We start from the raw sequence: 14,104 nt of genomic DNA on the forward strand, positions 1-14,104 counted from the left end.
ATGGGTAGCGCTACGAGAGAGGCCCTGGCCGGGTCGCGGGCTGCGCTCGCCGAGCTCGGCCGGGCCGACCTTGCCGTCGCCGAGGGTCTCCTCGCCGCCGGCCGGGTGATCGGGTCGTCGTCGCAGCTGCGCACGGCGCTCACCGACGCCGAAGCGGATGCCACGCAGAAGCGCGCGCTCGTCGAGCGCGTCTTCGGCACGCAGCTGCCGGCCGCGGCGGTGTCGCTGGTCGTGACCGCCGCATCGAGCCGTTGGTCGAGCGGCGGGGACTTCCTCGCCGGCATCGAGGAGCTGGGTTACCGCATCGCGGCCGACTCGGCAGCGGAGGGCGTCGACATCGACGCCGAGCTCTTCGCCTTCGACCGTGCGGTCGCGACCGACTCCGAACTCGAGCTCGCGCTCGGTTCGAAGCTCAGCGCGGTCGACGTCAAGTCGAAGCTCGTCGACCGTCTGCTCGGCGGCAAGGCCTCCCCGCAGACCGTGGCGATCGTGCAGAACCTCGTGCAGCAGCCCCGCGGCCGCCGCATCGGCGAAGCCCTCCGGCACGCGGCCACCGTCGTCGCCGACCAGCGCGGCTTCGACATCGCGACCGTCACCTCGGCAGCACCGCTCTCGACTGAGCAGCTCGCCCGGCTCGAGCAGGGCCTTCAGGCCCAGTCCGGCCGACCCATCCGATTCGACACGATCGTCGATCCCGCCCTCCTCGGCGGGATCCGCGTTCAGATCGGCGACGACGTCATCGACGGCAGCGTCGCCAGCCGCCTCAGCTCGCTGCGGCAGAAGCTTGCCGGCTGACGCCGGTTGACATCACGACCGGCGTCCAGCGCCGCCAGACAAACACACTGCATCCGGCGCCCATGAGGCTCGGCCCAGAAAAGGAAATGGCAATGGCAGAACTCTCCATCAGCCCCGACGAGATCCGTTCGGCTCTCTCGGAGTTCGTCTCGTCGTACGAGCCGGGCCAGGCGCAGAAGACCGAAGTCGGCTACGTCACCGACGCCGGCGACGGCATCGCTCACGTCGGGGGCCTCCCCTCCGTCATGGCGAACGAGCTCGTCCGCTTCGCGGACGGCACGCTCGGCCTCGCGCAGAACCTCGACGAAGACGAGATCGGCGTCGTCGTGCTCGGCGAGTTCACCGGCATCGAAGAGGGCATGGAGGTGACCCGCACGGGCGAGGTCCTCTCCGTCCCCGTCGGCGAGGGCTACCTCGGCCGTGTCGTCGACCCGCTCGGCAACCCGATCGATGGCCTCGGCGAGATCACCGGCATCGAAGGCCGCCGTGCCCTCGAGCTGCAGGCGCCCGGCGTCATGCAGCGCAAGTCGGTGCACGAGCCGCTCCAGACCGGCATCAAGGCCATCGACGCGATGATCCCCGTCGGCCGCGGCCAGCGTCAGCTCATCATCGGCGACCGCCAGACCGGCAAGACGGCCATCGCGATCGACACGATCATCAACCAGAAGGCCAACTGGGAGTCGGGCGACGTCAACAAGCAGGTTCGCTGCATCTACGTCGCCATCGGCCAGAAGGGCTCGACCATCGCCTCGGTGAAGGGCGCCCTCGAAGACGCCGGCGCGATGGAGTACACCACCATCGTCGCCGCCCCGGCCTCCGACCCGGCCGGCTTCAAGTACCTCGCGCCGTACACCGGCTCGGCCATCGGCCAGCACTGGATGTACGACTCCAAGCACGTCCTCATCATCTTCGACGACCTGTCGAAGCAGGCCGAGGCCTACCGCGCCGTGTCGCTCCTCCTCCGTCGTCCGCCGGGACGCGAGGCGTACCCCGGCGACGTCTTCTACCTGCACTCGCGTCTGCTGGAGCGTTGCGCCAAGCTCTCCGACGAGCTCGGCGCCGGCTCGATGACCGGTCTCCCGATCATCGAGACGAAGGCGAACGACGTCTCGGCGTACATCCCGACCAACGTGATCTCGATCACCGACGGCCAGATCTTCCTCCAGTCCGACCTCTTCAACGCGAACCAGCGTCCGGCCGTCGACGTCGGCATCTCGGTCTCGCGAGTCGGTGGCGACGCGCAGGTCAAGTCGATCAAGTCGGTCTCGGGCACGCTGAAGCTCGAGCTCGCCCAGTACCGTTCGCTCGAGGCCTTCGCGATGTTCGCGTCCGACCTCGACGCCGCGAGCCGTCGTCAGCTGGCACGTGGTGCGCGCCTGACCGAGCTCCTCAAGCAGCCGCAGTACTCGCCGTACCCCGTCGAGGACCAGGTCGTCTCGATCTGGGCCGGCACGAAGGGCCACCTCGACGAGGTGCCCGTTGAGGACATCCTCCGCTTCGAGAGCGAGTTCCTCGATTACCTGCGCCGCAACACCGACGTGTTCGAGGTGCTGCGTTCGACGAACAAGCTCGAGGACGAGACGATCCAGAAGCTCGAGTCGTCGGTCGCGACCTTCAAGAGCGAGTTCCAGACCGGTGAGGGCAAGCCGCTCGCCTCGGTCGGCTCGGAGCAGTTCGAGGCCATTGCCGCGGAAGACGTCAACCAGGAAAAGATCGTCAAGGGTCGCCGCTAAGGCGGACCCGGCGAACTGAACCGCTGACGTAGGGATACAGGAGAGACATGGGAGCGCAACTTCGGGTCTACCGGCAGAAGATCAAGTCTGCCCAGACGACGAAGAAGATCACCAAGGCGATGGAGCTCATCGCCGCCTCGCGCATCCAGAAGGCGCAGGCTCGGGTGTCGGCTTCGACGCCGTACTCGCGGGCGATCACCCGTGCCGTCTCGGCCGTGGCGACGTACTCGAACGTCGACCACGTGCTGACGACCGAGCCCGAGAAGATCGAGCGCGCGGCGATCGTGATCCTCACGAGCGACCGCGGCCTCGCCGGCGCATTCAACTCGCAGGTCCTGCGCGAGGCGGAGGAGCTCGCCGAGCTCCTCCGCTCGCAGGGCAAGGAGGTCGTGTACTTCCTCGTCGGACGCAAGGCGGTCGGATACTTCCAGTTCCGTCACCGGGAGTCCGAGCGGCAGTGGACGGGCAGCTCCGAGAACCCCGAGTTCGAGCTGGCCAAGGAGATCGCCGACGCGGTGCTCGAGTCCTTCCTGCGCGACGCGTCCGACGGCGGTGTCGACGAGATCCACGTGGTCTACAACACCTTCGTGAGCATGATGACGCAGACCCCCACGGTCGTGCGCCTGCTGCCGCTCGAGGTCGTCGAGGGCGTCGAAGAGCCCGATGCGACGGTCCAGCCGCTGTACGAGTTCGAGCCCGACGTCGAGACGGTGCTCGACGGGCTGCTGCCGGTGTACATCGAGAGCCGCATCTTCAACGCCCTCCTGCAGTCGGCCGCTGCCAAGCACGCCGCCACGCAGAAGGCGATGAAGTCGGCCTCCGACAACGCCGACAAGCTCATCACCGACTACACCCGCCTGGCGAACAACGCGCGCCAGGCCGAGATCACGCAGCAGATCTCCGAGATCGTGGGCGGCGCGGACGCGCTCGTCGCCGCCAAGTAGCAACTCAGAAAAGAGAGAGCAGAATGACTGACACCGCAACCGCGCCGGTCGCCGAGCGTGCCGCCGGCGCTGTCGGACGCATCGCCCGCGTCACCGGCCCCGTCGTCGACATCGAGTTCCCGCACGACTCGATCCCCGAGATCTACAACGCACTGCAGACCGAGATCTCCCTCGGCGGCGAGACCTCCACGCTGACGCTCGAGGTCGCACAGCACCTCGGCGACGACGTCGTCCGTGCGATCGCCCTGAAGCCGACCGACGGCCTCGTCCGCGGCCAGGAGGTGCGCGACACCGGCTCGCCGATCTCGGTGCCCGTCGGCGACATCACCAAGGGCAAGGTCTTCAACGTCATCGGCGAGGTGCTGAACGGCGAGCCCGGCGAGCAGCTCGAGATCACCGAGCGCTGGCCGATCCACCGCAAGCCCCCGGCATTCGACCAGCTCGAGTCGAAGACGCAGCTCTTCGAGACCGGCATCAAGTCGATCGACCTCCTCACCCCGTACGTGCAGGGTGGAAAGATCGGCCTCTTCGGTGGTGCGGGCGTCGGCAAGACCGTCCTCATCCAGGAGATGATTCAGCGCGTCGCGCAGGACCACGGTGGTGTGTCGGTGTTCGCCGGTGTCGGCGAGCGCACCCGTGAGGGCAACGACCTCATCCACGAGATGGAGGAGGCGGGCGTCTTCGACAAGACCGCCCTCGTCTTCGGCCAGATGGACGAGCCGCCCGGGACGCGTCTGCGCGTCGCCCTCTCGGCCCTCACCATGGCCGAGTACTTCCGCGACGTGCAGAAGCAGGACGTCCTCCTCTTCATCGACAACATCTTCCGCTTCACGCAGGCGGGTTCCGAGGTGTCGACCCTGCTCGGCCGCATGCCCTCCGCGGTGGGCTACCAGCCGAACCTCGCCGACGAGATGGGCATCCTCCAGGAGCGCATCACCTCGACGCGCGGTCACTCGATCACCTCGCTGCAGGCGATCTACGTCCCCGCCGACGACTACACCGACCCGGCGCCGGCGACCACCTTCGCGCACCTCGACGCGACGACCGAGCTCTCGCGCGAGATCGCGTCGAAGGGTCTCTACCCCGCGATCGACCCGCTGACCTCGACGTCGCGCATCATGGACCCCCGCTACCTGGGCGAGGACCACTACCGCGTCGCGACGACGGTCAAGCAGATCCTCCAGAAGAACAAGGAGCTCCAGGAGATCATCGCGATCCTCGGTGTCGACGAGCTCTCCGAGGAAGACAAGATCACCGTCGCCCGCGCGCGTCGCATCCAGCAGTTCCTCTCGCAGAACACCTACATGGCGAAGAAGTTCACCGGTGTCGAGGGCTCGACCGTCCCCCTGAAGGACACCATCGAGTCGTTCGACGCCATCGCCCGCGGTGACTTCGACCACGTGGCCGAGCAGGCCTTCTTCAACGTCGGTGGCATCTCCGACGTCGAGGAGCAGTGGGCCCGCATCCAGAAGGAGAACGGCTGAGCATGGCCGCCCTCAACGTGAGTGTCGTCTCGGCCGACCAGGAAGTCTGGTCGGGCGAGGCGGCCATGGTGGTCGCGAAGACCGTCGAAGGCGAGATCGGCATCCTGCCGGGTCACGAGCCGATGCTCGCGATCCTCGCCGGCGGCGAGGTGCGCGTCACCCTGCCCAGCGGTGAGAAGGTCACCGCGAGCGCCGAGGACGGGTTCCTCTCGGTGCAGTCCAACTCGGTGCAAGTCGTCGCGTCTCGCGCCGAACTCTCCTGAGGGGAAGCGGATGCAGGGGGAGCAGCCGTTCGACCGCCAGTTCGGTGACCTGAGCGTCACCCAACTCATCGTCATGGCCGGGTTGCCGGGCGCGGGAAAGTCGACGATCGCCCAGATCGTCGGCGCCCGCCTCGGCGCCACGGTCGTGTCGGTCGACCCGATCGAATCGGCGATTCTGCGCGCCGGGATCGACGCCGACCAGCCCACGGGCCTCGCCGCCTACCTCGTCGCCGAGGAGATCGCCGAGAAGGAGCTCGACTCGGGCCGCACGGTGATCGTCGACGCGGTGAACGCCGCGGAGGCCGCCCGCCTGCAGTGGCGGGATCTCGCCGAGCGGGCCGACGTGCGCCTGCGGGTCATCGAGGTCGTCTGCTCCGACGAGGAGCTGCACCGGGCCCGACTCGAGAAGCGCGAGCGCAGGCTGCCCCACCTCGAGGAGACCACCTGGCGTGCCGTCGAGCAGAGCCTCGAGGGGTACGCCGCCTGGACCGGCCCCTCGTCGGCACTGCCGCGCGTCACGATCGACAGCATCGAGACGCTCGGCACGAACGTCGACGCAGCGCTCGCCTTCATCGGCGCGTAGTGCGGATCCTTCTCCCGCCGTCCGAGACGAAGCGCGACGGCGGCGCCGACGCGCCCCTGGCGCTTACTACGCTCTCGTTCCCGACGCTCTCCGCCGCCCGTGAGCAGACGCTCGCCGCGCTGGACGAGCTCTCGGTCGACGGCGAGGCGATGATGCGGGCACTGAAGCTCGGGCCCCGGCAGGCCGCCGAGGTCGACCGTAATCGCGAACTTCCGAGTGCTCCGACCATGGCGGCGATCGATCGCTACACCGGGGTGCTCTTCGACGCCCTCGACGCCCCGTCGCTCGATGCGGCCGCACGCGAGTTCGCGGGCCGCACCGTCGTCGTGCACTCAGCCCTCCTCGGGCTCGTCGGTGCGCTCGACCCCGTGCCGGCGTACCGCCTCTCGCACGACTCGAAGCTGCCCGGGCTGCGTCTGAAGGCGCATTGGCGTGCGCCGATCGCCGAGGTGCTCGGCCGCGAGCCCGGTCTCATCATCGACCTCCGCTCCGAGGGCTACGCCGAACTCGGCCCGGCGCCGGTGCGCCCCGGCAGCGTCTACGTGCGCGTCGTCTCGGTCGACGGCACCGGGCGCAAGCGGGCGCTGAACCACTTCAACAAGCAGGCGAAGGGGCGGTTCACCCGCGCCGTGCTCGAGGCTCGGCCCGAGCTCGGCACCCTCGACGAGATGCTCGACTGGGCGCTCGCTGCGGGCTTCTCGATGCAACTCGGCGAGGAGCGCGGCGCGGCGTCGCCGCGCGAGGTGGAACTCGTCGCCTGATTCGCCACGCTGACGACTCGGTGGCTGCGGTGTCGCACCTCGTCATGGCTCGGCCCCGGCATTGCGACGTCATGACGCACCGCTGGGTCCGGTCGAACACGACCGGACCCAGCGGGCCTTGACAATGGGAGTGGATGCGAGCGGTGACTCAGCCGCCGTAGAGTGCGACGACGCCCGAGCGGTCGGAGTTCGTCATCGACAGGTCGTCGGACGAGCCGTTGCACTGCGGGTAGTGCATGATCGAGGCCGAGTCGTACGGCGTCAGCGGACGCCAGTTGTTGTCCTCGAAGCAGGTGCCCGATTCGGGGCGCGTGTGCTCGTGCCGGAAGCCGAGGGTGTGCCCGAGTTCATGGCCGAGGATGTTGGTCGGAGTCCACGAGCCCGAGCTCCAGATCGAGTCGTCGATGAGCACGTTCTGCTGGCGGTCGGGCGAGCTCGGGAAGAAGGCGCGTGCGATGTACTGCGAGGTCTGCACCGGCTCGACCGAGAACAGGACCGACTTGTTGCGCGTCGTGCACTGGCCGTCGGCGCTGCTCACGTGCACGAAGTTGATCTTCGACGAGGCGGACTCCCAGAGGGCGGCGCCGCTCGCCATCGCGCTGACGACATCGGCGTGACGCGTGCCGAACTTCGTGCTCACGCAGTAGGTGAGGTTGCCCACCTGCGAGGCCGACCACTTGTCGTCGGCGCCGTTGACCGTGTTGACGATGAGGCCGTCGGTCGGCGTCTCGGGTCCGACGAGCTGGTCGTAGAACGACCGCAGCTCGCTCTTGCCCGAGATCAGCTCGTCACCGTTGACGATGTAGCCGCCGTCGACGTCTCGGAAGGTCGATGCCGAGAACTCCTGGTAGGAGGGAACGTCGGAGTCATCGAGCGGGGTTGCGCCGGCGGCCGGGATTGCCGTGCCGACGGCGAGCGCGGCTGCCGCGGTGGCGGCGAGCGCGAGTGTTCTCGTGATGCGCATGCATGTGCTCCTTCTGAAATGAGCGATCTCCGCTCGCCTGGTCGGCGAGCGGCTTCGGGCCCGCGGGTCGGGCGTCGTTGCCTACCCCCCGAAGTAGGCACAACGTAGCCTGCGCGATTCGAAGGTGTCAAGGATTTCAGGGGTGTTCCGCGCCGCGGGCGCGCGCATCAGACGCTGCGGGAATCCTTCGCCCGGAAGCAACCCGCCACGTGGTCGTCGACCATTCCCGCTGCCTGCATGAGTGCGTACATGGTGGTCGGTCCGACGAAGGCGAACCCACGGCGACGCAGTTCGCGGCTCATGGCGCTCGACTCGGGCGTGGTGGCCGGCACCTCGGCGAACGAGCCCGGAGCGTTCGGGCGCGGGGGAGGGGCGAAGCCCCAGAGCAGCTCGTCGAGCGGCGGTTCGAGCTCGAGTGCGGCGCGCGCGTTGGTGATCGTCGCGCGGATCTTGCCGCGGTGCCGGATGATCCGCGCATCGCCGAGGAGCCGTTCGACGTCGTCGTCGGTCATCGCGGCGACGAGGTGCGGGTCGAACCCGTGGAAGACCTCGCGGAAGGCGGGCCTCCTGCGGAGGATCGTGATCCAGGAGAGCCCGGCCTGGAAGCCCTCGAGGCACACCTTCTCGAAGAGCCGCTGCGGATCGTGCTGCGGGGTGCCCCACTCCTCGTCGTGATAGCGACGGTACTCGGGATCGGCCGCACCCCAGGCGCAGCGCGCGAGTCCGTCGTCACCCACGACCACATCGGGCCGGGGGATCACGCTCACGCGGCGAAGCCGATGCGCTCGTGCCCGAGGAGCCAGAGCTTGGTGGGGATGCCCTCTCCGCCCGAGTACCCGGTGATGCGACCGTCGGAGGCGAGCACGCGGTGGCAGCCGACGATGATCGGAATCGGGTTCGCGCCGACGGCGCCGCCGATCGCGCGGGCCGAGCCCGGGCGGCCGACCGCGGCGGCGAGCGACCCGTACGACACGGCCTCGCCCCAGCCGAGTCGGCGGAGTTCGGCCCAGACCGACTGCTGGAACTCGGTGCCCTCGAGGCGGACGGGGAGATCGAAGTCGGTGCGGGAACCGCTGAAGTACTCGTCGAGTTCGACCCGTGCACGGTCGAGCACGGCGTTGGATCGCTCGGGGGAGTCGTCGTGGGGGAGGACGCCGTCGCATTCGATGGAGAGACCGGTCACGGCGTCGTCGCCGGCGACGACCTCGATGCGGCCGATGGGGCTGTCGAGACGGATGAGGAACACGTTGGTCATGCTTCGAGCGTAACCTCGGCCTCCGACACGATCTCGCGAGAATCGGACATGGCGACGACGCCCACGACTGCGCCGGTGTGGAGGAGGAGTCACGTGGGGGCACAGGCCCCGCCGGGCGACCGCTCCTCCACAGCCGCGGTCGGTGGGCGGACCTCGTCGTCCGTACGGGCGGCGGCCGCGCCCGCCCGCTGCGCGGGGCATCGTCGGGGCATGACCACCATCATCCGCGCCGGATCGGCGCACGAGTTCCTGGCCTTCGTGCCGAGCCTCGCGGGCTTCGAGCCGGTGCGTTCGCTCGTCTGCGTGGCGTTCGAGGGCAGCCGGACCGTCGGGGTGCTCCGACACGACCTCCCTCGCCGTTCGCGCGACCGGAGCGCGCTCGTCGCGGTCGTCGTCGCCACCCTCTGCCGCATGCCGGGCGTCGACGGGGTGGTCCCCGTCGTCTACACCGAGGCGGGGTTCGCCGATCGCGGCGACGCTCCCGAGCGCCGACTCGTCGAACTCCTCGCGGCGCGCGCGAGCGAAGCGGGCTTCGTCGTGCGCGACGGGCTCTGCGTCGCGAACGACGGCTGGGGTTCCTATCTCGACCCCGCACTCCCACCGACGGGGCATCCGCTCGCGCTGATCGACGCGTTGCGGCCCGCGCCCTGCGCCGATGACCGCCGGCACGAACCCGTCGTGTACGCGCTCATCCCCGAGCGCGATCCGCGGCGCACCGCTGCGGTCGTGCGGGCGCTCGACCGTCTCGAGGCGGCCGATCCGAGCGGCGCGGAGTTCACCCGGCTCGGCGCCGACCTCGACCCGGTCGAGCTCGTCGAGCACCTGCTCGAGCCGGGGTCGGTTCCTGCACGGACAGCCGCCTGGTTCCTGCACCTGGCCGCGCGACCGGCGTTCCGCGACGGGATGATGCTCCAGTTCGCGTTCGGCCCGCTGGTCGGCGCGGCCGCGCACGACGATGCCGCGTCGAGCCTCGAACGGGCGGAGTCGCGGGGGATGACGGCCGAGGAGCTCGTGCTGGGCGAGCTCGCAGTCGAGTCGGACGACTCGGTCTCTGAGCTGCTCGCCCGGCTCCTCATGGGGCAGACCGTGCTGCGCCCCGAACGCGCGCGCGTCGAGCGCTCGGTCGACGTCCTCCGTCGGATGATCGCCGACGCTCCCGATCCGCACCGTCCGGGGCCGCTCTGCATCATGGCCTGGCTGATGTGGGCGCTCGGGCGTGGGTCGGCGGCGGGCGCGCTCCTCGACGCCGCGCTCGAACTCGACCCCGAGCACACCATGGCGACCCTGCTCGACCGGCACCTCGGCAGCGGAGCGCTCCCCGAATGGGCGTTCTCCCGACCTCGGGAGCACGGTGCGGGGTGAGGCGGCGCGCGGGACGCAGCAGGGGGTGGCGCCGGGCGAGCCCGGCGCCACCCCCTGTGGCCGTGCGCGATCAGAGGCGGTTCGACGCCTCGGTGAGCACGCTCCGCAGGATCTGCTCGATCTCCTGGAACTCGGGCACGCCGATCGTGAGCGGCGGCGAGAGCTGGATCACGGGGTCGCCGCGGTCGTCGGCGCGGCAGTACAGGCCCGCGTCGAACAGGGCCGTCGAGAGGAAGCCGCGGAGCAGCCGCTCCGACTCGTCCTCGTTGAAGGTCTCGCGCGTTGCCTTGTCCTTCACGAGCTCGACGGCGAAGAAGTAGCCGGCGCCGCGGACGTCGCCCACGATCGGAAGGTCGCTGAGCTTCTCGAGCTCGGCGCGGAACAGCGGCGAGTTGTCGCGCACGTGCTGGAGGAGGTTCTCCTCCTCGAAGATGTCGAGGTTCTCGAGCGCGACGGCGGCCGACACCGGGTGACCGGCCCACGTGTAGCCGTGGTAGAAGGTCGTGTCGCCCTTCGAGAACGGCTCGTAGATGCGCTCGTTGATGATGGTCGCACCCATCGGTGCGTAGCCCGAGGTCATCGCCTTCGCGCAGGTGATCATGTCGGGCACGTAGCCGTACTCGTCGCACGCGAACATGTGGCCGATGCGGCCGAACGCGCAGATGACCTCGTCGGAGACGAGCAGCACGTCGTACTTGTCGCAGATCTCGCGCACGCGCTGGAAGTAGCCGGGGGGCGGCGGGAAGCAGCCGCCCGAGTTCTGCACCGGCTCGAGGAAGACGGCCGCGACGGTGTCGGGGTCCTCCATGAGGATCTGCTCCTCGATGCGGTTCGCGGCCCAGATGCCGAACTCCTCCTCGCTGCCGGTGGGGGCGCCCATGTCGGCCGCACGGTAGAAGTTGGTGTTCGGAACGCGCAGGCCGCCGGGGGTGATCGGCTCGAACGGGGCCTTGATCGGCAGGCCCGTGACGGCGAGGGCGCCCTGGGGGGTGCCGTGGTATGCGAGGGCGCGCGAGATCACCTTGTACTTGCTCGGCTTGCCCATGAGCTTCCAGTAGTTCTTCGCCAGCTTGTAGGCGGTCTCGACCGCCTCGCCGCCGCCGGTCGAGAAGAACACGTGGTTGAGGTCGCCGGGCGCGTAGTCGGCGAGGCGGTCGGCCAGTTCGATCGCCTTCGGATGCGCGTAGGACCAGATCGGGAAGAAGGCGAGCTCCTCGGCCTGCTTCGCGCCCGCCTGCGCGAGGCGCTTGCGGCCGTGGCCGGCGTTGACCACGAAGAGTCCGGCGAGACCGTCGATGTAGCTCTTGCCGTTGATGTCGAAGACGCGGTGGCCCTCGCCCTTGGTGATGATCGGCACGCCCGAGGTCTCCATCGTGGACTGCCGGGCGAAGTGCATCCAGAGATGGTCCTTCGCCTTCTGCTGCAGTGCGGCGTTGTCGTAGACCGTGTCGGTCATGATCTTCCCTTCTTAGCGAGTGCCCCAGTTGTAGAACTGCTTCTGGAGCTTGAGGTAGACGAACGTCTCCGTCGAGTTCACGCCGTCGAGGTTCCGGATGCGCGAATTGAGCAGGGAGATGAGCTCCTCGTCGTTCTCGCACACGACCTCGGCGAGCAGGTCGAAGCTGCCCGCGGTGAGCACGACGTAGTCGATCTCGGGGATCTCGGACAGCTGCTCGGCGAGGACCCGGGTGTCGCCGGACGCCCGGATGCCGATCATCGCCTGGCGGGTGAACCCGAGCTGCATCGGATCGGTCACCGCGACGATCTGCATCACGCCCGACTCGGTCAGGCGCTGCACTCGCTGCCTGACGGCAGCCTCGGAGAGGCCGACCGCCTTGCCGATGTCGGCATAGGAGCGTCGGCCGTCGGCCTGCAGCTGCTCGATGATCGCCTTGGAGACCTCATCGAGCTGCACCGGCCGATGCCCGTTGGAACGACTTGCGTTCGTCATGCCCTCGATTGTGACAGTGAAGGATGCCACTGGCAAGTGATTCCGTTGAATTCCGTACGCTCGACGACGGATTCCATGCATTCCGCTCCCGTTCGCTGCTCAAATCGGGCTCGCTGGCGGGCACCCTGCAGTGCCAGACTGAACGACATGCTCCTCGGGTCGGTCACGAGTCTCGCGACCGCCGGCGCCCCGGCGTGGGATTCGATCGTCGGCGAACGTTTCATCGCGATCCTCGCCGCGCCCGCCGATCCGCGCGTGCTCGACGCGCTCGCCGAGGCCGCCGGCGACCCCCGACCGAGCCTCGAGCGGCTCGTCGCGCTCATCCCCGCACCGCTCGACGACCCGGGCGTCTCCTTCGCCCTCGTGTGGTGGGGCGGCGGCGACGCCGGATCGGTGACCGCGGTCGCGCGGGGCGACGCGGTCGTCGACCTCGACTCGCCCGGAGGGAGTCGCCGCTTCGACGCTCGCGGAATCAGGCCGTGGCATCTCGCGGAGTTCCACGAGGTGTCCGGGCTCCGCCTCACTGCGGCCGTCGCGCCGCTGGCGCCGCTCGGCGGCGGCGCGGTCGTCGCCCACGCCCGCGCGAGCCTCCGAGCGTCCGCGATCGAATGGCGCCGCACCGACGAAGCCCAGGACGAGCGGCTCGCGCGGGAGGCCGACACGGCCCACGCGAGGCATCCGGCCACCGAGGTCGACACCGTGCTGACTGCCGGAGTCGCCTCGTCGGCGGGCCCGCCGAGCGGGCCGAGCGCGGTCGTCGCCCTCGACGACCGGGCCGGCTCGATCCCGAGCGTGCGCATCGCGGGAGGTGCGCCGTTCACCCCAGCCGGCCAGGTCTTCGTCGGACGGCGACCCGCCGCACCGCGGATCGCCGCGTCCGAGGGCCCCGTCCCGCAGCTCGTGCGGGTCGACTCGCCGGGGCGGGTCGTGTCCTCCACCCACCTCGAGCTGCGGGTCGAGGGCGAACGCCTCGTCGCGAGCGACCTGCGCTCGACGAACGGCACCACCGTGGTCGGCCCGAACGGCACCCGACGACTGCGCGCCGGCGAATCGATCGTGGTCGTTCCGGGCATGAGGCTCGACCTCGGAGACGATACGATCATCGAGATCCTCCGACCCCCAGGAGTCGATCCGACGCTCAGAGCAGACAGCAGGCCGAACACGTGACGCAGATAGGCAACGGCAACGCCCGCCATCGGGTCATCCTGCCCGACGGCACCGAGATCACCCTCGCCTGGGCCGCGATCACCGACACCGGGCTGCGCCGCGAGGTCAACGAGGACAGCTACGTCGCCCAAGCGCCCGTGTTCGCCGTCGCAGACGGGATGGGCGGTCACGCCGCCGGCGACTTCGCCAGCGCCGCGGTCGTCACCCGGCTCGCCGAGCACGGCGGCAAGCCGGCGATCGGCACCCCCGAGATCGACGCGTCGCTGCACCACGCCGTGCAGGACATGGGTCGCGGGGCCGGCGTCACCGACGAGGGCAGCGGCACCACCGTCACGGGCGCCGCGCTCGGCACCATCTCGGACGAACCGGCCTGGATCGTGTTCAACATCGGCGACTCCCGGGTCTACCGGCTCGTCGGCGGGGTGCTCGAACAGCTCACCGTCGATCACTCGATCGTGCAGGAGCTCGTCGACGCGGGCCAGATCACCCGCGAAGAGGCCGACACCCACCCGCACTCGAACGTGATCACGCGGGCCGTCGGCTTCCACGAGGCGCCGATCCCCGACTATCGGGCGATCGCCGTCGAGCCCGGCATGCGGTTGCTGATCTGCTCGGACGGGCTCACCAAGGAGCTGACCTCGTACGGCATCCGCCACTTCCTCCTCGCGAACCCCAACGCCGAGAAGGCCGCGGCGCAACTCGTCGACGCCGCGCTCGGCAACGGCGGGCGCGACAACGTGACCGTCATCGTGGTCGACGTGCTGAAGGTCGTGCGCCCCGAGGCGGGCGGCGATCCCGAACTCGACGGCGAGGGCGGGGAGTCGGCGAGGGCCTGACCGGCG

Annotated in this window: 15 protein-coding genes; 10 read left to right on the top strand and 5 right to left on the bottom strand. The window is 69.5% G+C overall.

Annotation, left to right across the window (positions count from 1 at the left end):
* The 7 genes from ACFVTR_RS04085 (at window position 1) to ACFVTR_RS04115 (ending at window position 6,563) form a co-directional block, all read left to right on the top strand.
* Window positions 1-795 carry a F0F1 ATP synthase subunit delta gene (locus ACFVTR_RS04085; RefSeq protein WP_387034980.1) on the top strand — a complete coding sequence of 265 codons (795 nt, stop codon included), beginning with the start codon at window positions 1-3 and terminating at the stop codon, window positions 793-795.
* Between the two features lie 92 nt (window positions 796-887).
* Window positions 888-2,528 carry a F0F1 ATP synthase subunit alpha gene (gene atpA / locus ACFVTR_RS04090; protein WP_022888429.1) on the top strand — a complete coding sequence of 547 codons (1,641 nt, stop codon included), beginning with the start codon at window positions 888-890 and terminating at the stop codon, window positions 2,526-2,528.
* A 47-nt stretch (window positions 2,529-2,575) separates the two neighbouring features.
* Window positions 2,576-3,472 carry a F0F1 ATP synthase subunit gamma gene (locus ACFVTR_RS04095; protein WP_022888430.1) on the top strand — a complete coding sequence of 299 codons (897 nt, stop codon included), beginning with the start codon at window positions 2,576-2,578 and terminating at the stop codon, window positions 3,470-3,472.
* A 23-nt stretch (window positions 3,473-3,495) separates the two neighbouring features.
* Window positions 3,496-4,956, top strand: coding sequence for a F0F1 ATP synthase subunit beta (gene atpD / locus ACFVTR_RS04100; RefSeq protein WP_022888431.1), 1,461 nt, complete (start codon window positions 3,496-3,498; stop codon window positions 4,954-4,956).
* 2 nt (window positions 4,957-4,958) lie between these two features.
* Window positions 4,959-5,219 carry a F0F1 ATP synthase subunit epsilon gene (locus ACFVTR_RS04105; protein ID WP_022888432.1) on the top strand — a complete coding sequence of 87 codons (261 nt, stop codon included), beginning with the start codon at window positions 4,959-4,961 and terminating at the stop codon, window positions 5,217-5,219.
* Window positions 5,220-5,229: 10 nt separating this feature from the next.
* The gene (locus tag ACFVTR_RS04110; protein ID WP_387034983.1) at window positions 5,230-5,802 is read left to right on the top strand and encodes an AAA family ATPase; all 573 of its coding nucleotides are present in this window, start codon (window positions 5,230-5,232) and stop codon (window positions 5,800-5,802) included.
* Entirely contained in the window at window positions 5,802-6,563 is a 762-nt protein-coding gene (locus ACFVTR_RS04115) for a YaaA family protein (protein ID WP_387034985.1), read from the top strand. The genes ACFVTR_RS04110 and ACFVTR_RS04115 overlap by 1 nt, the downstream gene beginning before the upstream one ends.
* 148 nt (window positions 6,564-6,711) lie before the next feature.
* On the opposite strand, the gene ACFVTR_RS04120 is transcribed toward ACFVTR_RS04115, so the two are convergent.
* The 3 genes from ACFVTR_RS04120 to ACFVTR_RS04130 form a co-directional block, all read right to left on the bottom strand.
* Window positions 6,712-7,527 carry a M57 family metalloprotease gene (locus ACFVTR_RS04120; protein WP_387034987.1) on the bottom strand — a complete coding sequence of 272 codons (816 nt, stop codon included), beginning with the start codon at window positions 7,525-7,527 and terminating at the stop codon, window positions 6,712-6,714.
* A 167-nt stretch (window positions 7,528-7,694) separates the two neighbouring features.
* The gene (locus ACFVTR_RS04125; RefSeq protein ID WP_387035385.1) at window positions 7,695-8,285 is read right to left on the bottom strand and encodes a DNA-3-methyladenine glycosylase I; all 591 of its coding nucleotides are present in this window, start codon (window positions 8,283-8,285) and stop codon (window positions 7,695-7,697) included.
* A 5-nt stretch (window positions 8,286-8,290) separates the two neighbouring features.
* Complete coding sequence (locus ACFVTR_RS04130) at window positions 8,291-8,782, bottom strand: methylated-DNA--[protein]-cysteine S-methyltransferase (protein ID WP_387034988.1); 492 nt, start codon at window positions 8,780-8,782, stop codon at window positions 8,291-8,293.
* 210 nt (window positions 8,783-8,992) lie between these two features.
* Between ACFVTR_RS04130 and ACFVTR_RS04135 the strand changes: the two genes are divergently transcribed.
* Window positions 8,993-10,144 carry a DUF4192 family protein gene (locus ACFVTR_RS04135; RefSeq protein ID WP_387034990.1) on the top strand — a complete coding sequence of 384 codons (1,152 nt, stop codon included), beginning with the start codon at window positions 8,993-8,995 and terminating at the stop codon, window positions 10,142-10,144.
* Window positions 10,145-10,214: 70 nt separating this feature from the next.
* Here the strand turns inward: ACFVTR_RS04135 and ACFVTR_RS04140 are convergent, their stop codons facing one another.
* Both ACFVTR_RS04140 and ACFVTR_RS04145 read right to left on the bottom strand, forming a co-directional pair.
* On the bottom strand, window positions 10,215-11,600 hold the full coding sequence (locus ACFVTR_RS04140; RefSeq protein WP_376940951.1) for an aspartate aminotransferase family protein: 1,386 nt from the start codon (window positions 11,598-11,600) through the stop codon (window positions 10,215-10,217).
* A gap of 12 nt (window positions 11,601-11,612) precedes the next feature.
* Window positions 11,613-12,095, bottom strand: coding sequence for an Lrp/AsnC family transcriptional regulator (locus ACFVTR_RS04145; RefSeq protein ID WP_157422563.1), 483 nt, complete (start codon window positions 12,093-12,095; stop codon window positions 11,613-11,615).
* 147 nt (window positions 12,096-12,242) lie between these two features.
* Here ACFVTR_RS04145 and ACFVTR_RS04150 point away from each other — a divergent pair, with 147 nt between their 5' ends.
* Both ACFVTR_RS04150 and ACFVTR_RS04155 read left to right on the top strand, forming a co-directional pair.
* Window positions 12,243-13,262: an FHA domain-containing protein gene (locus ACFVTR_RS04150; protein WP_387034993.1), complete on the top strand. Its 1,020-nt coding sequence runs from the start codon at window positions 12,243-12,245 to the stop codon at window positions 13,260-13,262.
* Window positions 13,259-14,098 carry a PP2C family protein-serine/threonine phosphatase gene (locus ACFVTR_RS04155; RefSeq protein ID WP_387034995.1) on the top strand — a complete coding sequence of 280 codons (840 nt, stop codon included), beginning with the start codon at window positions 13,259-13,261 and terminating at the stop codon, window positions 14,096-14,098. Before ACFVTR_RS04150 ends, ACFVTR_RS04155 begins: the two co-directional genes overlap by 4 nt.
* The last annotated feature ends 6 nt before the right edge of the window (window positions 14,099-14,104 follow it).

The sequence above is a fragment of the Agromyces sp. NPDC058126 genome (genome assembly GCF_042884595.1).
GTDB lineage: Bacteria > Actinomycetota > Actinomycetes > Actinomycetales > Microbacteriaceae > Agromyces.